Annotated in this window: 20 protein-coding genes; 19 read left to right on the top strand and 1 reads right to left on the bottom strand. The window is 72.2% G+C overall.

The window, feature by feature from the left end; translation table 11 throughout:
* The first annotated feature begins 29 nt into the window (after positions 1 to 29).
* The 17 genes from SCWH03_RS23185 to nusB all read left to right on the top strand — a co-directional run bounded on the left by SCWH03_RS23185 (position 30) and on the right by nusB (position 17,444).
* On the top strand, positions 30 to 677 hold the full coding sequence (locus SCWH03_RS23185; protein WP_173266236.1) for a vitamin K epoxide reductase family protein: 648 nt from the start codon (positions 30 to 32) through the stop codon (positions 675 to 677).
* A 180-nt stretch (positions 678 to 857) separates the two neighbouring features.
* The gene (locus tag SCWH03_RS23180) at positions 858 to 2,222 is read left to right on the top strand and encodes a replication-associated recombination protein A (protein ID WP_173266235.1); all 1,365 of its coding nucleotides are present in this window, start codon (positions 858 to 860) and stop codon (positions 2,220 to 2,222) included.
* 548 nt (positions 2,223 to 2,770) lie between these two features.
* Entirely contained in the window at positions 2,771 to 3,382 is a 612-nt protein-coding gene (gene rpsD / locus SCWH03_RS23175) for a 30S ribosomal protein S4 (protein WP_173266234.1), read from the top strand.
* A 291-nt stretch (positions 3,383 to 3,673) separates the two neighbouring features.
* Positions 3,674 to 4,129, top strand: a complete 456-nt coding sequence (locus tag SCWH03_RS23170) for a DUF948 domain-containing protein (RefSeq protein ID WP_173266233.1) — start codon at positions 3,674 to 3,676, stop codon at positions 4,127 to 4,129.
* Positions 4,130 to 4,135: 6 nt separating this feature from the next.
* Positions 4,136 to 4,483, top strand: a complete 348-nt coding sequence (locus SCWH03_RS23165) for a DUF6167 family protein (protein ID WP_173266232.1) — start codon at positions 4,136 to 4,138, stop codon at positions 4,481 to 4,483.
* Positions 4,483 to 7,167, top strand: a complete 2,685-nt coding sequence (gene alaS / locus SCWH03_RS23160; RefSeq protein ID WP_173266231.1) for an alanine--tRNA ligase — start codon at positions 4,483 to 4,485, stop codon at positions 7,165 to 7,167. The genes SCWH03_RS23165 and alaS overlap by 1 nt, the downstream gene beginning before the upstream one ends.
* Positions 7,167 to 7,631 (top strand): Holliday junction resolvase RuvX, encoded by a 465-nt coding sequence (ruvX, locus tag SCWH03_RS23155; RefSeq protein ID WP_173266230.1) that lies wholly within the window; start codon positions 7,167 to 7,169, stop codon positions 7,629 to 7,631. Before alaS ends, ruvX begins: the two co-directional genes overlap by 1 nt.
* A gap of 103 nt (positions 7,632 to 7,734) precedes the next feature.
* Positions 7,735 to 9,561: an endolytic transglycosylase MltG gene (mltG, locus tag SCWH03_RS23150; protein ID WP_173266229.1), complete on the top strand. Its 1,827-nt coding sequence runs from the start codon at positions 7,735 to 7,737 to the stop codon at positions 9,559 to 9,561.
* A complete protein-coding gene (locus tag SCWH03_RS23145) occupies positions 9,539 to 10,381 on the top strand; it encodes a shikimate dehydrogenase (RefSeq protein ID WP_173266228.1) in 843 nt (280 codons plus the stop codon). Before mltG ends, SCWH03_RS23145 begins: the two co-directional genes overlap by 23 nt.
* A gap of 284 nt (positions 10,382 to 10,665) precedes the next feature.
* The gene (aroC, locus tag SCWH03_RS23140; protein WP_272491115.1) at positions 10,666 to 11,850 is read left to right on the top strand and encodes a chorismate synthase; all 1,185 of its coding nucleotides are present in this window, start codon (positions 10,666 to 10,668) and stop codon (positions 11,848 to 11,850) included.
* On the top strand, positions 11,847 to 12,431 hold the full coding sequence (locus SCWH03_RS23135) for a shikimate kinase (RefSeq protein WP_254076967.1): 585 nt from the start codon (positions 11,847 to 11,849) through the stop codon (positions 12,429 to 12,431). Before aroC ends, SCWH03_RS23135 begins: the two co-directional genes overlap by 4 nt.
* Positions 12,428 to 13,522, top strand: coding sequence for a 3-dehydroquinate synthase (aroB, locus tag SCWH03_RS23130; protein ID WP_173266227.1), 1,095 nt, complete (start codon positions 12,428 to 12,430; stop codon positions 13,520 to 13,522). The genes SCWH03_RS23135 and aroB overlap by 4 nt, the downstream gene beginning before the upstream one ends.
* Positions 13,519 to 13,959, top strand: coding sequence for a type II 3-dehydroquinate dehydratase (gene aroQ / locus SCWH03_RS23125; RefSeq protein ID WP_173266226.1), 441 nt, complete (start codon positions 13,519 to 13,521; stop codon positions 13,957 to 13,959). The genes aroB and aroQ overlap by 4 nt, the downstream gene beginning before the upstream one ends.
* Positions 13,960 to 14,126: 167 nt before the next feature.
* Positions 14,127 to 15,017, top strand: a complete 891-nt coding sequence (locus tag SCWH03_RS23120) for an AAA family ATPase (protein ID WP_173266225.1) — start codon at positions 14,127 to 14,129, stop codon at positions 15,015 to 15,017.
* Positions 15,018 to 15,259: 242 nt separating this feature from the next.
* Positions 15,260 to 16,375, top strand: a complete 1,116-nt coding sequence (locus SCWH03_RS23115; protein WP_173266224.1) for an aminopeptidase P family protein — start codon at positions 15,260 to 15,262, stop codon at positions 16,373 to 16,375.
* A gap of 71 nt (positions 16,376 to 16,446) precedes the next feature.
* Entirely contained in the window at positions 16,447 to 17,013 is a 567-nt protein-coding gene (gene efp, locus SCWH03_RS23110) for an elongation factor P (protein ID WP_173266223.1), read from the top strand.
* Positions 17,014 to 17,015: 2 nt separating this feature from the next.
* Positions 17,016 to 17,444, top strand: coding sequence for a transcription antitermination factor NusB (gene nusB, locus SCWH03_RS23105; protein ID WP_173266222.1), 429 nt, complete (start codon positions 17,016 to 17,018; stop codon positions 17,442 to 17,444).
* 417 nt (positions 17,445 to 17,861) lie between these two features.
* Here the strand turns inward: nusB and bldD are convergent, their stop codons facing one another.
* On the bottom strand, positions 17,862 to 18,362 hold the full coding sequence (gene bldD / locus SCWH03_RS23100) for a transcriptional regulator BldD (protein ID WP_173266221.1): 501 nt from the start codon (positions 18,360 to 18,362) through the stop codon (positions 17,862 to 17,864).
* A gap of 221 nt (positions 18,363 to 18,583) precedes the next feature.
* Between bldD and pyrR the strand changes: the two genes are divergently transcribed.
* A complete protein-coding gene (gene pyrR, locus SCWH03_RS23095; RefSeq protein ID WP_173266220.1) occupies positions 18,584 to 19,198 on the top strand; it encodes a bifunctional pyr operon transcriptional regulator/uracil phosphoribosyltransferase PyrR in 615 nt (204 codons plus the stop codon).
* A gap of 91 nt (positions 19,199 to 19,289) precedes the next feature.
* Entirely contained in the window at positions 19,290 to 20,270 is a 981-nt protein-coding gene (locus SCWH03_RS23090; protein WP_173266279.1) for an aspartate carbamoyltransferase catalytic subunit, read from the top strand.
* Position 20,271: the final 1 nt, after the last annotated feature.

Here is a 20,271-nt window from a genome sequence, read left to right as displayed (position 1 = left end):
AGCAGCTACCGAGCGAGGGAAGCGGCGATATGACGACCGCAGCGGTGGACGACGTGTCCTCCGGCCAGGAAGTGGAGCGCGCGGGCGGCGCCGTCGGCGGGAGCCGTGCGCTGGCCTGGCTGCTGGTGATCACCGGTGCGGCCGGCCTGCTGGCCGCGTGGATCATCACGATCGACAAGTTCAAGATCCTCGAGGCGAAGGCCGCCGGGACCACCTTCACGCCCGGCTGCAGCCTCAACCCGATCGTCTCCTGCGGCAGCGTGATGGAGAGCAAGCAGGCCTCGGTGTTCGGGTTCCCCAACCCGATGCTCGGCCTCGCCGCCTACGCCGTGGTCATCGGCGTGGGCATGAGCCTCCTCGCCGGCGCCCGCTTCCGCCGCTGGTACTGGCTGGCGTTCAACGCGGGGACGCTCTTCGGCGTCGCCTTCTGCACCTGGCTCCAGTACCAGTCGCTGTACAGCATCAACGCCCTGTGCCTGTGGTGCTGCCTGGCCTGGGTCGCCACGATCTTCATGTTCTGGTACGTGACCTCGCACAACGTCCGCAGTGGACTGCTGCCCGCCCCGGCCTGGGCGAAGGGCTTCCTCGCCGAGTTCACCTGGGTCCCGCCGGTGCTGCACACCGGTGTCATCGGGATGCTGATCCTGACGCGCTGGTGGGACTTCTGGCTCGGCTGACCGGCGGGCGCGCCTCCGGCCGGTCTCCTCGCCGGCCGGTCTCCGCACGGGCCGGACGGCGCGCGGCCCGCTCTCCCCGCGCGCCGGACTCTCCCCGCCCGCCGGACACCGCCCGGGCCGCTCTCCCCGCCGCCGGCACTCCGGTGGGTGCTGTCGGTGCCCTCGCTTAGGCTTCACCGAGTGGAGCCCGATCTTTTCACCGCCGCAGCGGAGGAACGCCAGGAGAAGGACCCGTCCGCGAGCCCGCTGGCGGTCCGCATGCGCCCGCGCACCCTCGACGAGGTCATGGGTCAGCAGCATCTGCTCAAACCGGGGTCACCGCTGCGCCGACTCGTCGGCGAGGGCTCCGGGGGGCCCGCAGGGGCCTCCTCCGTGATCCTCTGGGGCCCGCCCGGCACGGGCAAGACAACCCTGGCGTATGTCGTCTCCAAGGCGACCAACAAGCGCTTCGTGGAGCTCTCCGCGATCACCGCGGGAGTCAAGGAGGTCCGGGCCGTCATCGACGGGGCCCGCAGGGCCGCGGGGGGCTTCGGCAGGGAGACCGTCCTCTTCCTCGACGAGATCCACCGCTTCAGCAAGGCCCAGCAGGACTCCCTGCTGCCCGCCGTCGAGAACCGCTGGGTGACGCTGATCGCCGCGACCACCGAGAACCCGTACTTCTCGGTGATCTCCCCGCTGCTCTCCCGCTCCCTGCTGCTCACGCTGGAGCCGCTCACCGACGACGACGTACGGGGACTGCTGCGCCGCGCTCTGAGCGAGGAGCGCGGCCTCGGCGGCGCCGTGACGCTGCCGGCCGACGCCGAGGGCCATCTGCTGCGGATTGCCGGAGGAGACGCCAGACGTGCCCTGACCGCCCTGGAGGCCGCGGCGGGCGCCGCTCTCGCCAAGGGCGAGGCGGCGATCCTCCTCCGCACCGTGGAGGAGACCGTCGACCGGGCGGCGGTGAAGTACGACCGGGACGGCGACCAGCACTACGACGTGGCGAGCGCCCTCATCAAGTCCATCCGGGGCTCCGACGTGGACGCCGCTCTGCACTACCTGGCACGCATGATCGAGGCAGGGGAGGACCCGCGGTTCATCGCCCGGCGGCTGATGATCTCGGCCAGTGAGGACATCGGGCTCGCCGATCCGACGGCGCTGCCGACCGCCGTCGCGGCCGCCCAGGCCGTGGCGCTGATCGGTTTCCCGGAGGCCGCGCTCACCCTGAGCCACGCCACGATCGCGCTGGCCCTGGCGCCGAAGTCCAACGCCGCCACGACGGCGATCGGCGCAGCCCTGGCGGATGTGCGGGGCGGACTGGCCGGACCCGTGCCGCGCCATCTGCGCGACGGCCACTACAAGGGAGCGGCGAAGCTCGGCCACGCCCAGGGCTATGTGTATCCGCACGACGTCCCGGGCGCGATCGCCCCCCAGCAGTACGCGCCGGACGCCGTCCACGGCAGGCGCTACTACGAGCCGACCCGGTACGGCGCCGAGGCGCGCTACGCGGACGTGGTCGAGAAGGTCCGCGAGCGGCTGCGCGGTGACACCCTGCCGGGTTCCTGACCCCTTGCGCCGCCCGGCGGGAGCCGCTCGCCGGGCAGCCGCTCGCAGCGCGTACGGTCCTGGCCGCGCACGACGGCGAGCCGGCCGGCCGGGCCCGGACCCGATCCGCTGCCGTACCGCGACGGGGCGGCATCGGTGATCTCCCTCACACAGCCGATGCCGCCGTCCGGGCGGAGGCACCCGCCCGCGCCGTGGGAGAGTCCCACGGCGCACCCCCGGCGCAAGGAGAACGGCGTCCCCCTCGGGAGTGACGGTGCGCGCGGCGGTTTCCCGGCAGCCGGGACCGTGGTCGCGAGCACCCGGCGGCGTGAGGGATACTGAGGTGTTGTTCTCAACGAGGGTTCGTACGCGCTCGGCTTAGGTGAGCTGCCGGGCGCCTTCCCTGGGACGCGGCTGACCCTGCTCATCGTCGTCGCAAGCGGACATCGACTCCGTCGAGTGGTCCGAACTGCGATGCGCACTGGGCAGGGGGATCCCACGTGGTCGAGGCATTACGTCCTCCTCGGATAAGGCAAGGCTCACCTGACTCATATGGAGGTAGGTTCCCCGTGAACCAGTCGCGACCCAAGGTCAAGAAGTCGCGTGCCCTCGGCATCGCCCTGACGCCGAAGGCCGTCAAGTACTTCGAGGCTCGCCCCTACCCGCCGGGTGAGCACGGCCGCGGCCGCAAGCAGAACTCGGACTACAAGGTCCGTCTGCTGGAGAAGCAGCGCCTTCGCGCGCAGTACGACGTCTCCGAGCGCCAGCTGGTCCGCGCCTACGAGCGCGCCAGCAAGGTGCAGGGCAAGACCGGTGAGGCCCTGATCATCGAGCTCGAGCGCCGTCTCGACGCCCTGGTGCTCCGCTCCGGCATCGCCCGGACGATCTACCAGGCCCGTCAGATGGTCGTCCACGGCCACATCGAGGTCAACGGCCACAAGGTCGACAAGCCCTCGTTCCGGGTCCGCCCGGACGACGTCGTCACGGTCCGCGAGCGCTCGCGCGACAAGCACCCGTTCCAGGTCGCCCGCGAGGGCGGCTATGCGCCCGACGGCGAGACCCCGCGCTACCTGCAGGTCAACCTCAAGGCACTCGCTTTCCGCCTGGACCGGGACCCGAACCGCAAGGAGATCCCGGTGATCTGCGACGAGCAGCTCGTCGTCGAGTACTACGCCCGCTGACCCGGCGGCAGTAGCACCGGCCTTCGCGCCCCGGCCCGTCGCCCTCCCACCCTCACGGGTGGGGGAGCGGCGGGCTCTCGCATTCGGCGCCTGGGCAGCCGCGGCCGCGGAGTGCGGGCCGGCCGGGAGCGAACCGCCGCGGCCGCTGAGCGCGGGCCGTCCGGGAGCGGCGGGGAAGCTGCCGCCCTCCCGTCCTGCGGTCACCGATCCGTGACGGGAGCCGCCCCCCGGCGCGATAGGGTCGGACGAGGACTTGCGAAGCGACCCCCGACAAGCAGAGAGCGGTGCAGTGTGACCGGTGGAGAGGTTGCCGGGATCCTGGTGGCCGTCTTCTGGGCGATCCTGGTCTCCTTCCTCGCCGTGGTGCTGGTGAGGCTGGCCCAGACGCTCAGGGCGGCCACCAGGCTGATGGCGGAGGTGACCGAGCAGGCCGTGCCGCTGCTGGCCGACGCCTCGGCCACCGTCCGGTCCGCGCAGACCCAGCTCGACCGGGTCGAGGCCATCGCCTCCGATGTCCAGGAGGTGACCTCCAACGCGTCGGCGCTCTCCACCACGGTCGCCTCGACGTTCGGCGGCCCGCTCGTGAAGGTCGCCGCGTTCGGCTACGGCGTGCGCCGCGCGATGAGCCGGGACGGCGACGCCCGCGGCACCCGGGACAGGGCCGGCGGGCCTCCCCGGCAGGCTAAGCGCACGATCCTCGTCGGCCGCACCGTGCCGGCCGCCGGGCGCCGGAAGCAGAAGGACTGAGACCCGATGTTCCGTCGTGCGTTCTGGTTCACCGCCGGCGCCGCCGCCGGCGTGTGGGCCACCACCAAGGTCAACCGCAAGCTCAGGCAGCTGACCCCGGAGAGCCTCGCCGCCCAGGCGGCGAACAAGGCGATCGAGACCGGGTACCGCCTCAAGGACTTCGCCCTGGACGTCCGGGCCGGCATGGCCCAGCGCGAGGCCGAACTCGGTGAGGCACTGGGCATCGACGCCGCCGCCGACCGGGAGCTTCCCGCGCAGCGCCGCCGGGCCGCCCTGGAAAACCACAAGCACCACAAGAAGCACTACGGGATGCTTGACGAGAAGCCCCCGTACGACCGGAATGAGGACCACTGATGGAGTCGGCTGAAATCCGCCGCCGCTGGCTGAGCTTCTTCGAGGAGCGCGGGCACACCGTCGTGCCTTCGGCGTCGCTCATCGCGGACGACCCGACTCTGCTGCTGGTCAACGCGGGCATGGTCCCCTTCAAGCCGTACTTCCTCGGCGAGACCAGGCCGCCCGCCCCGCGCGCCACCAGCGTGCAGAAGTGCGTGCGCACCCCCGATATCGAAGAGGTCGGCAAGACCACCCGCCACGGCACCTTCTTCCAGATGTGCGGCAACTTCTCCTTCGGCGACTACTTCAAGGAAGGGGCCATCACCTACGCCTGGGAGCTGCTGACCTCCCCGCAGGACAAGGGCGGTTACGGCCTCGAGCCCGAGAAGCTCTGGATCACGGTCTACCTCGACGACGACGAGGCCGAGCGCATCTGGCGCGAGGTGGTCGGCGTCCCCGCCGAACGCATCCAGCGCCTGGGCAAGAAGGACAACTTCTGGTCCATGGGCGTCCCCGGACCGTGCGGCCCCTGCTCGGAGATCAACTACGACCGCGGCCCCGAGTTCGGTCCCGAGGGCGGCCCGGCGGCCAACGACGAGCGCTACGTGGAGATCTGGAACCTGGTCTTCATGCAGTACGAGCGCGGCGAGGGCTCCGGCAAGGAGGACTTCGAGATCGTCGGCGACCTGCCGAGCAGGAACATCGACACCGGTCTCGGCCTCGAACGCCTTGCCATGATCCTGCAGGGCGTGCAGAACATGTACGAGACGGACACCCTGCGGGTCGTCATCGACAAGGCCACGGAACTCACCGGCGTGCGCTACGGCGACAGCCACGAGTCGGATGTGTCCCTCCGCGTGGTCGCCGACCACATCCGCACGTCCGTGATGCTCATCGGCGACGGCGTCACCCCCGGCAACGAGGGCCGCGGCTACGTCCTGCGCCGCATCATGCGCCGCGCCATCCGCAACATGCGGCTCCTCGGCGCCACCGGCCCCGTCGTCGCCGCCCTGGTCGACGTGGTGGTCAAGACCATGGGTCTGCAGTACCCGGAGCTGGAGACCGACCGCGAGCGGGTCGAGACCGTCGCGCTCGCCGAGGAGGCCCGCTTCCTCAAGACGCTGAACTCCGGCACCAATGTGCTGGACGGCGCCGTCACCGAGGCCCGCGGGGCCGGCTCGACCGTCCTCTCCGGCGACAAGGCGTTCCTGCTCCACGACACCTGGGGCTTCCCGATCGACCTCACCCTGGAGATGGCCGCCGAACAGGGCCTCACCGTGGACGAGGACGGCTTCCGCCGGCTGATGAGGGAGCAGCGGGAGCGCGCCAAGGCCGACGCCAGGGCCAAGAAGACCGGCCATGCCGATCTGTCCTCGTACCGCGAGGTCGCCGACGCCTCCGGTGCGACCGAGTTCACCGGCTACACGCACACCGAGGGCGAGTCGACCGTCGTCGGCCTGCTCGTCGACGGAGTGCCCTCGCCGGCCGCCTCCGAGGGCGACGAGGTCGAGGTCGTCCTCGACCGCACCCCCTTCTACGCCGAGGGCGGCGGCCAGCTCGCCGACCAGGGCCGGATCAGGCTCGACAGCGGCGCGGTCATCGAGGTCCGCGATGTGCAGCAGCCGGTTCCCGGCGTCTCCGTGCACAAGGGCTCGGTGCAGGTGGGCGAGGTGACCGTGGGCGCCTCCGCGCACGCCGCCATCGACGTCCGGCGGCGCCGCGCCATCGCCCGCGCCCACAGCGCCACCCACCTCACCCACCAGGCGCTGCGTGACGCCCTCGGCCCGACCGCCGCCCAGGCCGGCTCCGAGAACTCCCCGGGCCGCTTCCGCTTCGACTTCGGTTCGCCGTCCGCCGTGCCCGGCACCGTGCTGACGGACGTCGAGCAGCGGATCAACGAGGTGCTGGCCCGTGAACTCGACGTCCAGGCAGAGGTCATGGGCATCGACGAGGCCAGGAAGCAGGGGGCTATCGCCGAGTTCGGCGAGAAGTACGGCGAGCGCGTCCGGGTCGTCACCATCGGCGACTTCTCCAAGGAGCTGTGCGGTGGCACGCATGTGCACAACACCTCGCAGCTGGGTCTGGTGAAGCTGCTCGGCGAGTCCTCCATCGGTTCCGGCGTGCGCCGCATCGAGGCCCTCGTCGGCGTCGACGCCTACCACTTCCTCGCCAGGGAGCACACCGTCGTCGCCCAGCTCCAGGAGCTGGTCAAGGGGCGCCCGGAGGAGCTCCCCGAGAAGGTCGCCACCATGCTCGGCAAGCTGAAGGACGCCGAGAAGGAGATCGAGAAGTTCCGCGCCGAGAAGGTCCTCCAGGCCGCCGCCGGTCTGGCCGAGGGCGCCAGGGACGTCCGAGGGACGGCGCTGGTCACCGGCCGGGTCCCGGACGGTACGTCCGCCGACGGCCTCCGCAGGCTGGTCCTCGACGTCCGCGACCGGCTGCAGCGGTTGCCGGGGGCCGGCGGCCGCCCCGCGGTCGTGGCGCTGTTCACCGCGGCCAACGGACGTCCGCTCACCGTCATCGCCACCAACGAGGCCGCCCGCGAGCGCGGGCTCAAGGCCGGTGAGCTGGTCCGTGCCGCGGCCAAGGCCCTCGGCGGCGGCGGCGGCGGCAAGCCGGACGTCGCCCAGGGCGGCGGCCAGAACCCGGAGGCGATCGGCGGCGCCATCGACGCCGTCGAGCGCCTGGTCGCCGAGACGGCCTGATGCGCAGAGGACGCCGTCTCTCGATCGACGTCGGGGACGCCCGGATCGGGGTCGCCTCGTGCGACCCCGACGGGATCCTCGCCACCCCGGTCGAGACCGTGCCGGGGCGGGACATTCCCGCAGCCCACCGGCGGCTGCGGCAGCTGGTCGAGGAGTACGAGCCGATCGAGGTGGTGGTGGGCCTGCCCCGTTCGCTCAGCGGTGGGGAGGGTCCCGCGGCGGCCAAGGTCCGCGCCTTCGCACAGGACTTGGCCCGCGGTGTCCACCCGGTTCCGGTGCGGCTGGTCGACGAGAGGATGACCACGGTCACGGCCGGGCAGGGGCTCCGCGCCTCGGGCGTGAAGTCCAGAAAGGGACGGTCCGTCATCGACCAGGCCGCGGCGGTGGTCATCCTGCAGAATGCTCTGGAGGCCGAACGGACCTCGGGGGGTCCCCCGGGTGAGGGCGTCGAAGTGGTCATCTGATCGCGATACGGTAACGTTCCGCGCGATGCGGTGGTGTTCGAACAGCCGCGGCGCGACGTAGAGGCGGAGCTTCTGAGGCCTGTCTCGCGGCTCTAGGGGATCGATGACTGGATATGGCCGGAGCCCCGGCTCCGAACCGTGGCACCCCGAGGATCCCCTGTACGGGGACCAGGGGTGGAGAGGGCAGGAGGGCGGCGACGCCCCCGCGTCCTACGGCGGCCGGCCTCAGCAGCAGTACCCGCAGCAGCCGCAGGACCGGGCCCGCCAGGGGAGCGGCGGGGACGAGACCGGCCATCAGCACTACGGCCAGGATCAGTACGCGCAGCAGCAGGGCCAGGACCAGTACGGCCAGGACCAGTACGGCCAGGACCAGTACGGGCCGCAGCAGTACGGCCAGGGTCAGTACGGGCCGCAGCAGTACGGTCAGGATCGCCAGGATCAGCACGGGCAAGATCAGTACGGGCCGCAGCAGCAGTACGGTGCGGGGCAGTACGGCACCGGGCAGCACACCCCGCAGGAGGACGGCGCCCAGCCGTACGACCCGGCCTGGGACGCGGGCGGGCAGCCCGTGCTGCCGTACGATCCGGGGCCCGTTCCGCACAGCGCTGGTGGCGACCACTACGGCACCGCCGACGCCTATCCGCCGCCGCAGCCCCCGGGGCAGCGCACCGAGCCGGGGCCCCGGCCGGAGCGGTCTTCCCCGGCGGACGACGGCCCGGACGGACGGGAGGAGGACCACCCGTTCTTCACGGGTGACGACCGCGGCGCCGGCAGCGGCGGTCGTCGCGACGAGCCCGAAGGGGCGCCCCGGCGCCGTGGTGACGGCCGCAGCGGGGCCAAGAAAAAGAAGAAGAGCCACAACGGCTTCGCCTGCCTCTTCGTCGCCCTGGTCCTGGTCGGTGGGGCCGGGGGCGCGGTCTATGTCGGCTACCAGTTCTGGCAGGGCCAGTTCGGTGAGGCGCCCGACTTCGACGGCCCCGGCAGCGGAACCGTGCAGGTCGAGATCCCGTTGGGGGCCAGTGGCACGGACATCGGCAGCGCGCTCAAGAAGGCCGGAGTGGTCAAGAGCGTCGACGCCTTCGTCTCCGCGCAGAACGACAATCCCCGCGGCACCAGCATCCAGGACGGCGTCTACACCCTGAAGAAGGAGATGTCGGCCGAGGAGGCCGTCAAGGCGCTGCTCGACCCGAACAACCGCAACGCCCTCAGCATCGCCGAGGGCGCGCGCAACGCGGCGATCTACGAGCTGATCGACAAGCGCCTCGAACTCGACCCCGGCACGACGAAGTCCGTCGCCCGCAAGGAGGCCGGGAACCTCGGACTCCCCGTGTGGGCGCAGAACCACGAGAACGTCAAGGACCCGCTGGAAGGATTCCTCTACCCGGCCACCTACCCGGTCGCACCGGGCTCCAGCCCGGAGACCATCCTCAAGGCCATGGTGGCCCGGGCCAACCAGGAGTACGGGAAGATCGACCTCGAGGCGAAGGCGAAGCAGCTCCAGCTGAAGAACGCCTGGGAACTGATCACCGTGGCCAGCCTGGTGCAGGCCGAGGGCAAGCACGAGGACGACTACCGGAAGATGGCCGAGGTCGTCTACAACCGTCTGAAGCCCACCAATACCGAGACCAACCAGCTCCTGCAGTTCGACTCGGCCTTCAACTACCTCAAGGGCCAGAGTAAGATCGACATCAGTGAGCGCGAGATCAACAGCAACCAGGACCCGTACAACACCTACACCCAGAAGGGGCTGCCGCCCGGCCCCATCGGCAACCCCGATCTGACGGCGCTGAACGCCTCGATCACCCCGACCTCGGACGGCTGGCTGTACTTCGTGGCGACGGACGGCAAGGAGAAGACCGAGTACGCCAGGACGCACGCGGACTTCGAGAAGCTCAAGGAAAAGTTCAATGGAACACGCGGCAGCGACTGACCGGCACCGGGCCGCGGTCCTGGGTTCCCCCATCGCCCACTCGCTCTCCCCGGCACTCCACCGTGCCGCCTACGCGGCCCTCGGCCTGACGGGCTGGTCCTACGACCGGTTCGAGGTGACCGAAGCGGACCTGGAGGGCTTCCTCCGGGGACTGGACGCCCGCTGGGCCGGCCTGTCGCTGACCATGCCGCTGAAGCGCGCGGTCATCCCGCTGCTCGACGGGATCAGCGACACCGCCGCAGCCGTCGAGGCCGTCAACACGGTCGTCATCGCCGAGGACGGCCGGCGCACCGGCGAGAACACCGACATCCCCGGGATGGTCGGCGCGCTGCACGAGCGTGGGGTGGGCAAGGTCGACCACGCCGCCGTCCTGGGTGCGGGGGCCACCGCCTCCTCGGCACTCGCCGCGCTCGGCCGGATCTGCACCGGCCCCGTCACCGCCTATGTCCGCAGCCGGGCCCGTGCCGAGGAGATGCGGGGCTGGGGCGAACGGCTCGGTGTGGAGGTGCACACCGCCGACTGGGCGGAGGCGGCGCACGCCTTCGACGCCCCCCTGGTCGTCTCCACCACCCCCGCGGGGGCGACGGACATCCTGGTCCCCTACGTCCCTGAGCGCCCCGGCGTCCTCTTCGACGTGCTCTACGACCCCTGGCCCACTCCGCTGGCCGCGGCATGGGCCGGACAGGGCGGCCTGGTGGTCGGCGGACTCGACCTTCTGGTGCACCAGGCCGTCTTCCAGGTCGAGTTGATGACCGGGCGCGCCCCGGCCCCGCTGGCCGCGATGCGCGCGGCCGGCGAAGAGGCCCTCGCCGGGCGCTGACCCCGTTCCACGCCGCGCCCTCGGACCACCCGGCCCGGAACCGCAGGCCCGCCACCGTCCGGCGGGCGGCCGCCATCGCCCGCCGCGGTCTGCCCGCCACCGCCCGCCGCCGTCCGGCTGCCGGACCACTGGCCTGATCCACCGCGCGGACGTGGGAGGATCGGGGGAGGCGGCCCGGGCCGCACCGCTCCCGGCCATGACAGGACGGGTGCGACTCCGGCAGTCGGAGGAGTGTCCCGAGGCCGCGTCGTCGCAGACCAAGGCGCGAGCGTGAAGGAGCACCGTTGAGCAGGTTGCGTTGGCTGACCGCGGGGGAGTCGCACGGACCCGCACTGGTGGCGACGCTGGAGGGTCTTCCCGCCGGCGTCCCGGTCAGCACGGAGATGGTGGCGGACCACCTGGCACGGCGGCGCCTGGGCTACGGACGCGGTGCGCGGATGAAGTTCGAGCGCGACGAGGTCACCTTCCTCGGCGGGGTGCGCCACGGACTGAGCCTCGGCTCCCCGATCGCGATCATGGTGGGCAACACCGAGTGGCCCAAGTGGGACAGGGTCATGGCCGCCGACCCGGTGGACCCGGCCGAACTCGGCGAACTGGCCCGCAACGCCCCGCTGACCAGGCCCCGGCCGGGCCACGCCGATCTCGCGGGAATGCAGAAGTACGGCTTCGACGAGGCCCGCCCGATCCTGGAGCGGGCGAGCGCCAGGGAGACCGCGGCCCGAGTGGCCCTCGGCGCCGTCGCCCGCTCCTACCTCAGGGAGACCGCGGGCATCGAGATCGTCTCGCATGTGACCGAGCTCGCCGCCGCCAAGGCCCCGAAGGGGGTCTACCCGGCCCCGGCCGACGTCGAGCGGCTCGACGCCGACCCGGTGCGCTGCCTCGACGCCGACGCGTCGAAGGCGATGGTCGCGGAGATCGACCAGGCCCACAAGGACGGCGACACCCTCGGGGGAGTCGTCGAGGTGCTCGCCTACGGCGTCCCGGTCGGCCTCGGCTCGCACGTCCACTGGGACCGCCGCCTCGACGCCCGGCTCGCCGCAGCGCTGATGGGCATCCAGGCGATCAAGGGCGTCGAGGTCGGCGACGGCTTCGAGCTGGCCCGGGTGCCCGGCTCCAGGGCCCATGACGAGATCGTCCGCACCGAGGACGGCATCCGCCGCTCCTCCGGCCGCTCCGGTGGCACCGAGGGCGGTCTGACCACGGGCGAGCTGCTGCGGGTGCGCGCGGCGATGAAGCCGATCGCGACCGTGCCGCGCGCGCTGATGACCGTCGATGTCAGCACCGGCGAGACCGCCGCCGCACACCACCAGCGCTCCGACGTGTGCGCCGTACCGGCCGCCGGCATCGTCGCCGAGGCGATGGTGGCGCTGGTGCTCGCGGACGCCGTCGCGGAGAAGTTCGGCGGTGACAGCGTCCCCGAGACCCGCCGCAACGTGCGGTCGTACCTCGAGAACCTGGCCATCCGGTGAGCGACGCACCGGAGAGCGCGCCCCCCCGGTCCGCGGCGGACTCCCCCGGGGCCGGCGACCCGGCCCGGGGCGGGCCGAGGGTCGTGCTGATCGGGCCGATGGGCGTCGGCAAGTCCACGGTCGGCGCCCTGCTGGCCGAGCGGCTCGGCACCGGCTACCGGGACACGGACGCGGACATCGTGGCGGCCGAGGGCCGGGAGATCTCGGACATCTTCATCGAGGACGGCGAACCGCACTTCCGCGAGCTGGAGCGCGCGGCCGTCCGGAACGCCGTCGCCGAGCACACGGGTGTGCTCGCCCTCGGCGGCGGCGCGATCCTCGACCGGGGGACCCGCGAGCTGCTGTCCGGGCTGCCGGTCGCGTACCTCTCGATGGACGTCGAGGAGGCCGTCCGCCGCGTCGGGCTGAACACCGCCCGCCCGCTGCTGGCCGTCAACCCGCGCCGCCGGTGGCGCGAGCTGATGGAGGCCCGCCGGCCCCTCTACACCGAAGCCGCCCGGGTGGTCGTCGCCACCGACGGCCGCACGCCAGAAGAGGTCGCCCGGGCGGTCCTCGACGCACTCGAAGGGAAGGACGCATGACCGAGCAGGCAGTCACCCGCATCCAGGTCGGCGGCACCGCGGGCTCCGACCCGTACGAGGTGCTCGTCGGCCGCAGTCTGCTGGGCGAACTCCCGGGACTGATCGGCCCCAGGGCCAAGCGCGTCGCCGTCGTCCACCCCGAGGCCCTCGCCGAGACCGGCGAGGAGATCCGGCGGGACCTGGCCGGGCAGGGGTACGAGGCCGTCGCCATCCAGGTGCCCAACGCCGAGGAGGCCAAGACCGCCGAGGTTGCCGCGTACTGCTGGAAGGCCCTCGGCCAGACCGGCTTCACCCGCACCGACGCCATCGTCGGCGTCGGCGGCGGCGCCACCACCGACCTCGCCGGGTTCGTCGCCGCGAGCTGGCTGCGCGGAGTCCGCTGGATCGCCGTGCCCACCACGGTCCTCGCCATGGTGGACGCGGCCGTGGGCGGCAAGACCGGCATCAACACCGCCGAGGGCAAGAACCTCGTGGGCGCCTTCCACCCGCCCGCCGGGGTGATCTGCGACCTCGGTGCGCTGGACTCCCTGCCCGTGCACGACTACGTCAGCGGTCTTGCCGAGATCATCAAGGCCGGCTTCATCGCGGATCCGGCCATCCTGGAGTTGATCGAGGCCGACCCGGAGGGGGCCCGCACCCCTGCCGGGCCGCATACGGCGGAGCTCGTCGAGCGCTCGATCCGGGTCAAGGCGGACGTCGTCTCCAGCGACCTCAAGGAGTCCGGCCCCCGGGAGATCCTCAACTACGGGCACACGCTGGCGCACGCCATCGAGAAGAACGAGCGCTACCAGTGGCGGCACGGCGCCGCCGTCTCCGTCGGCATGGTCTTCGCGGCCGAACTCGGCCGTCTCGCGGGACGGCTGGACGATGCGACGGCGGACCGCCACCGGGCCGTGCTGGAGTCGGTCGGGCTGCCGCTCAGCTATCGCGGGGACCAGTGGCCCAGGCTGCTCGAGACCATGAGGGTCGACAAGAAGTCCCGCGGCGACCTGCTGCGCTTCATCGTCCTCGACGGCCTGGCCAAGCCCAACGTGCTGGAGGGTCCCGACCCCGCCGTCCTGCTCGCCGCGTTCGGCGAGGTGTCCGCGTGAGCCGCCGGGTACTCGTCCTGAACGGCCCGAACCTCGGACGCCTCGGCTCCCGGGAGCCGGACGTCTACGGTTCCACCAGCTACGCGGGGCTGGTCGACACCTGCCGGACGCTGGGCGGGGAACTCGGCTTCGAGGCCGACGTCCGGGAGACCAACGACGAGGGGGAGATGATCCGCTGGCTGCACGAGGCCGCCGACGGATCGATCCCGGTCGTGATCAACCCCGGGGCGTTCACGCACTACTCGTACGGCATGCGCGACGCGGCGGCCCAGCGGACCGCCCCGCTCATCGAGGTACACATCTCGAACCCGTACGCCCGCGAGGAGTTCCGGCACACATCGGTGATCGCGCCGGTCGCCTCGGGTACCGTCGCCGGCTTCGGGATCGGCTCCTACCGGCTGGCCCTGCGCGCGCTCGCCGAGGAACTCCGCGGCTGACCCCCGTTCCATCCCTGCCGGGCGCCTCGCGGGCTCCCCCGCCCTCCGGGTACTTCGGGGCCTCCCCGGCTGCTCCCTACCGAGCGGCCGGGGAGGGTACCGTTCGGTGCGGACGGCCCGACTCCCGTCCGGCCAGCGTGAACTCGTACGAGACGGAGTGGCACCGGATGCATCACACAGGGGGAGCCCCGCTGCCTCCCCACGGGCCGGGACGGCACCCGGACCCCGGGTACGGGCCGGCGTCCGGAGGGGAGCGGCAGGCTCGGCACCCCGGCCCTCCGCCCCCGCACGGTTCTCCTCCCGCGCAGGGGCCGCCCGGCCGGGGGCGGAGCTGGCCGGTGCCGCGGCAGGCTCCGATGCCGCACCCCCCGCATTCCCCGCATTCCCCGCACCCCCCGCATTCCGCGGACACCGCGGACACCGCGGGACACGTCCCCCTTCCGCCGGATGGGCCGGTACCGGCACCTTCTGCGCCCGCAGCCGCCGGGAACGGCACCGGGACCGCCACGCTCGCCGTCCTGCTGATCGGCCCGGCGGGAGCGGGCAAGACCACCGTCGCCCGCCACTGGGCGCGCCGCCGCCGCGCACCCACCGCCCACATCAGTCTCGACGACGTCAGGGAATGGGTCTGCTCCGGCTTCGCGGACCCCCAGAGCGGCTGGAACGACCAGTCGGAGACCCAGTACCGGCTGGCCCGCCGCACCTGCGGCTACGCCGCCCGCAACTTCCTGGCCAACGGGATCTCCTGCATCCTCGACGACGCCGTCTTCCCCGACCGCCCCGTCGTCGGACTCGGCGGGTGGAAGCGCCACGTGGGGCCCGGGCTGCTGCCCGTGGTGCTTCTGCCCGGTCTGGAGGTCGTCCTGGAACGCAACGCCGAGCGCAGCGGCAACCGCCGGCTCTCGGACGAGGAGGTCGCAGGCATCCACGGCCGCATGGCCGGCTGGTACGGCTCCGGACTCCCGATCATCGACAACTCCCGGTGCGACGTCGAGAGCACCGCGCGGGTTCTGGACGATGTGCTGGCGCGTGCGCTGAAGAGCCCCCCGGCCTGGTAGGCGCACGAGTGCATGACGCGGGCGCGGCGCGCGCCGGGCGCAGCGCTCCGGTCCACCCGGACCGGGTTCTCCGGGCCCCGGTGGCTCCCCGCGGCCCGCACAGGCCCCCCGGCGGCGATCGGGGGCGCGGAGGCGGGGGAACGACCCGAGGCGGCTTGCTGCCGGGGCGGCGCACCCCCGGGAGGACCCCGCACGGACGCTTTCAACCGGCCGGATCGGCTCAGCCCTCTTAGGCTCGTCCCATGTCCGAGGTGTTCGCCGTCCGCCGCAGCCGGCTGCGCGACCGTTGTGTCGCGGCCGGGAGCGCCGCGGCCCTGATCTCCCGGCCGGCCAATGTCCGCTACCTCGCAGGCGGCGCTCCACCGGGTGCCGTGCTGCTCCTCGGCCCGGTGGGAGACTCCGCCGACGAACTGCTGTGCCCCACCTCGCCCAACGGTGATCCCGTCGACGGGCGCCTCGACGAGCAGCTGCGGCTGACCGTCGTGCCGGTCCACGGTGACGACCCCGCCGTCGCCGCCGCGGAGAGCGCCTCGGGATCCGGCGCCGACGCGCTCGCCGTCGAGGAGAACCACCTCACCGTCGCCCGCCACCGCACGCTGCGCACCGTGGCCCCCGGTCTGCGGCTGACCGATCTGGGGGGCGCCGTCGAACAGCAGCGGATGGTGAAGGACGAGGACGAGATCGCCTGCCTGCGGATCGCGGCCGAGATCACCGACCAGGCCCTCGGGGAACTGCTGGAGTCCATCCTCGTCGGCCGCACCGAGCGCCATCTGGCCCTCGAACTCGAACGCAGGCTCGTCGACCACGGCGCCGACGGCCCGGCCTTCCCCACCTCCGTCGCCACCGGCCCGAACGCCGGGCGCCGCCGCCACCGGCCTTCGGACCGGCGTGTCGAGGAAGGGGACTTCCTCTCCGTCTGCCTCGGTGCCAACTACCGCGGCTACCGCTGCGAGATCGGCCGCACCTTCGTCATCGGCACCACTCCCGCGGACTGGCAGATCGACCTCTACGACCTCGTCTTCACCGCTCAGCGGGCCGGCCGCGAGGCGCTGCTGCCCGGCGCCGGGTACCGGGACGTCGACCGCGCGGCCCGCCACCTCCTCGACTCGGCGGGCTACGGCGAGGGACTCGCGCCGCTCACCGGTCACGGTGTGGGACTGGAAATCGACGAGGACCCGCAGCTGGCACCTGCCGCCATGGGTAAACTGGACGCTTGTGTGCCGGTCACCGTCGAACCGGGGGTCCACCTCCCGGGCCGGGGCGGAGTCCGGATCGATGACACGCTCGTCGTACGCCAGGAGGCGGACGGCGGACCCGAGCTACTCACCATCACGACCAAGGAGCTGCTCGCGCTCTAGCTCCGCTCGCAGCGCGCGTCTTCGCTTCTCCCCGGTCGTCCACCAGCGTCAGTCCAGGAGATTCCGCAACCGTGGCCACCACGAACGACCTCAAGAACGGCATGGTGCTCAAGCTCGACAACGACCAGCTGTGGTCCGTCGTCGAGTTCCAGCACGTCAAGCCCGGCAAGGGCCCGGCCTTCGTGCGCACCAAGCTCAAGAACGTGCTCTCCGGCAAGATCGTCGACAAGACCTTCAACGCCGGCGTGAAGGTCGAGACGGCCACCGTCGACCGCCGCGACATGCAGTTCTCGTACATGGACGGCGAGTACTTCGTCTTCATGGACATGCAGACATACGACCAGCTGCACGTCGCCCGCAACGCTGTCGGCGACTCCGCGAACTTCCTCGTCGAGGGCTTCACCGCCACCGTCGCCCAGCACAAGGGCGAGGTGCTCTACGTCGAACTCCCGGCCGCCGTCGAGCTCGTCATCCAGGAGACGGAGCCGGGCGTGCAGGGCGACCGCTCCACGGGCGGTACCAAGCCCGCCACCCTGGAGACCGGCTACACCATCCAGGTCCCGCTCTTCATCACCACGCGTGAGAAGATCAAGGTCGACACCCGTTCCGGCGACTACCTCGGCCGGGTGAACAGCTAGCCGTGGCCGCCCGCAACAAGGCCCGCAAGCGTGCTTTCCAGATCCTCTTCGAGGCCGATCAGCGCGGTGCCTCCGTGCAGGAGGTCCTCGGGGACTGGATCCGGCACTCGCGGTCCGACGACCGCCAGCCGCCGGTCGGCGAGTACACGATGGAGCTGGTCGAGGGCTACGCCGAGCACGCGGACCGGATCGACGAGCTGATCGGCACCCACGCGGTCGGCTGGACGCTCGACCGGATGCCCGTGGTGGACCGCAACATCGTGCGGCTCGCCGCCTACGAACTGGTCTGGGTGGACGGCACCCCGGACGCCGTGGTGATCGACGAGGCGGTACAACTGGCCAAGGAGTTCTCCACCGACGACTCGCCGTCCTTCGTGAACGGCCTGCTGGGACGTTTCAAGGACCTGAAGCCGAACCTCCGCGGCGCGTAGCCGCGGCCGAGCCGGGCGCGATCCCGGTGGGCCCGCAGCACCCGCCCCCGGTGCTGCGGGCCTTCGGTGTCCCTGATGTGCCGGCGCGGCCGTCCGCAGAAGACCCCGCCGCGACGGCTCCAGGAGTCCTCAGGCCGGGAACGGGCCCCGCCGTCCCGCCCGGCGGGACGGCGCTCCGGGGAACGCGTGCCTCCTTCCGAGGTGCGCACTCCGCGCGGCGGGAGGAGGCGCCCGTGGGGGGAGTCCCCCAAGCGCCCCGAGGACTCTCGCGCGGGGAGTTCCCCGGCATGCTCCGGGCGGGCGCGCGGGCTGTGGTGACGACCCGCGCGGCGGGGAAGACCCGTCGGGGGCGCCCCGCCGTGCCGCGGGAGGCACCCCCCACGGCCCGGCGGCAACGTTTCTGCCGGTGGTGTGGCCTCAGCCCTCCTCATGGGCGACGGCGCGGCGCGCGTCCGCGTCCAGCACGCCCCAGCTGATCAGGTGTTCGGTCAGCACCGACGGCGACTGGTCGTAGATGACGGCGAGCGTGCGAAGGTCGTCCTGCCGGATCGAGAGCACCTTGCCGTTGTAGTCACCGCGCTGGCTCTGGATGGTCGCCGCGTAGCGCTGCAGCGGCCCGGCCTTCTCGGCGGGGACATGGGCGAGGCGCTCGAGGTCGAGCACGAGTTTCGGCGGCGGCTCGGCCGCACCGCCCGGCGTGGTGCCGGGAAGGAGTTCCTGCACCGGTACACCGTAGAAGTCCGCCAGTTCGGCGAGGCGCTGCACGGTCACGGCGCGGTCCCCGCGCTCGTAGGACCCGACGACGACGGCCTTCCAGCGGCCCTGGGACTTCTCCTCCACCCCGTGGAGCGAGAGCCCCTGCTGGGTACGGATGGCGCGGAGCTTGGCCCCGAGCTGTTTTGCGTATTCGCTGGACATATAGCTCCCCGGACGCTGGTCACGTGCGGCTCGGCCGCGCGTTTGGTCACTCACTGTGAAGGTTACGCAGCGTTACTTGGGTGCGTCAAGCCGAGCGGTCCGTACGCCCCTCCCGAGAGGGGTGGTCCCAGGGCTCCCGACGGCCCTGGTACCGTGGACCGCGCACAATCCGACGTCCTTTAAGGTCCGTCCCGTGAGGCGGAGAAGGAGGTCCGTTTCGTATGGACACAGACGTTTCCGATGCCGCACGCCCCGTTCTCGAGGGCCCCGACATCGCGCGGGTGCTGACCCGCATGGCCCATGAGATCGTCGAGCGCGCCAAGGGCGCCGACGGCGTCGTGCTCCTCGGTATCCCGACCCGCGGCGTCTTCCTGGCCGACCGGCTCGCCGCCAAGCTCGCTGGGATCACCGGCCGCCGCATCCCCGTCGGCTCGCTCGACATCACCATGTACCGCGACGACCTGCGGCTCCGTCCCGCCCGCGCCCTCGCGCGCACGGACATCCCGGCCGATGGGATCGACGGCCGCCTGGTCGTCCTCGTGGACGACGTGCTCTTCTCCGGGCGCACCATCCGCGCGGCCCTGGACGCGCTGAACGACATCGGCCGGCCGCGCGCCGTCCAGCTCGCGGTCCTCGTCGACCGCGGCCACCGCGAGCTGCCCATCCGCGCCGACTACGTCGGCAAGAACCTCCCGACGTCGCTGCGGGAGACGGTCAGGGTCCAGCTCGAGGAGGAGGACGGCCGCGACGCCGTGCTGCTCGGCGAGCGGCGGGAGACGGGCGCTCCCGCGGCCGAGGACCGCCGGCCCGAGCCCGCCCGGACCGGCGAGCGGTAGCCGGCCCCCTACGGCCCCGATCCGCCCGCCCCCCGGGCAGCGCTCGCGCGCCCGCATGCCCGCACATCTCCACACCCCGGAGCACACCCAGATGAAGCGCCACCTCATCTCGGCCGCCGACCTCACCCGTGACGACGCCGTCCTGATCCTCGACACCGCCGAGGAGATGGCCAGGGTCGCCGACCGGCCGATCAAGAAGCTGCCCGCCCTGCGCGGCCGGACCGTCGTCAACCTCTTCTTCGAGGACTCGACCAGGACCCGCATCTCCTTCGAGGCCGCCGAGAAGCGGCTGTCCGCGGACGTCATCAACTTCGCCGCGAAGGGCTCGTCCGTCTCCAAGGGCGAGTCGCTCAAGGACACCGCGCAGACCCTGGAGGCGATGGGCGTCGACGCCGTCGTGATCCGGCACGGCGCATCCGGCGCCCCCTACCGGCTCGCCACCTCCGGCTGGATCGACGCCGCGGTCGTCAACGCCGGTGACGGCACCCACCAGCACCCGACCCAGTCGCTGCTCGACGCCTTCACCCTGCGCCGCCGCCTGGTCGGGCGGGACGCCGGACTCGGCCGGGACCTCGCGGGCCGGCGGGTCACGATCGTCGGGGACATCCTGCACAGCCGCGTGGCCCGCTCGAACGTGGACCTGCTGCACACCCTCGGCGCCGAAGTGACCCTGGTCGCGCCGCCCACGCTGCTGCCGGTCGGGGTGGGGAACTGGCCCTGCGAGGTCTCCTACGACCTCGACGCCGCGCTGCCCAAGAGCGATGCGGTGATGATGCTGCGGGTGCAGCGCGAGCGGATGAACGCGGCCTTCTTCCCGACCGAGCGCGAGTACGCACGGCGCTACGGCCTCGACGGCGACCGCATGGCGAAGATGCCCGAGCACGCCATCGTGATGCACCCCGGCCCCATGGTCCGCGGCATGGAGATCACCGCAGAGGTCGCCGACTCCGCCCGCTGCACCGCCGTCGAACAGGTCGCAGGCGGTGTGCACACCCGCATGGCGGTCCTCTATCTGCTTCTCGGCGGCAACGAGCCCGCCGTCAGCCACGCTCGTACCGAGGAGACGAAGTGAC

Origin of the sequence: Streptomyces pacificus, assembly GCF_011766325.1 — a bacterium.
GTDB classification, from domain to species: Bacteria; Actinomycetota; Actinomycetes; order Streptomycetales; family Streptomycetaceae; genus Streptomyces; species Streptomyces pacificus.
This window is presented reverse-complemented; position numbering and strand designations above follow the sequence as displayed.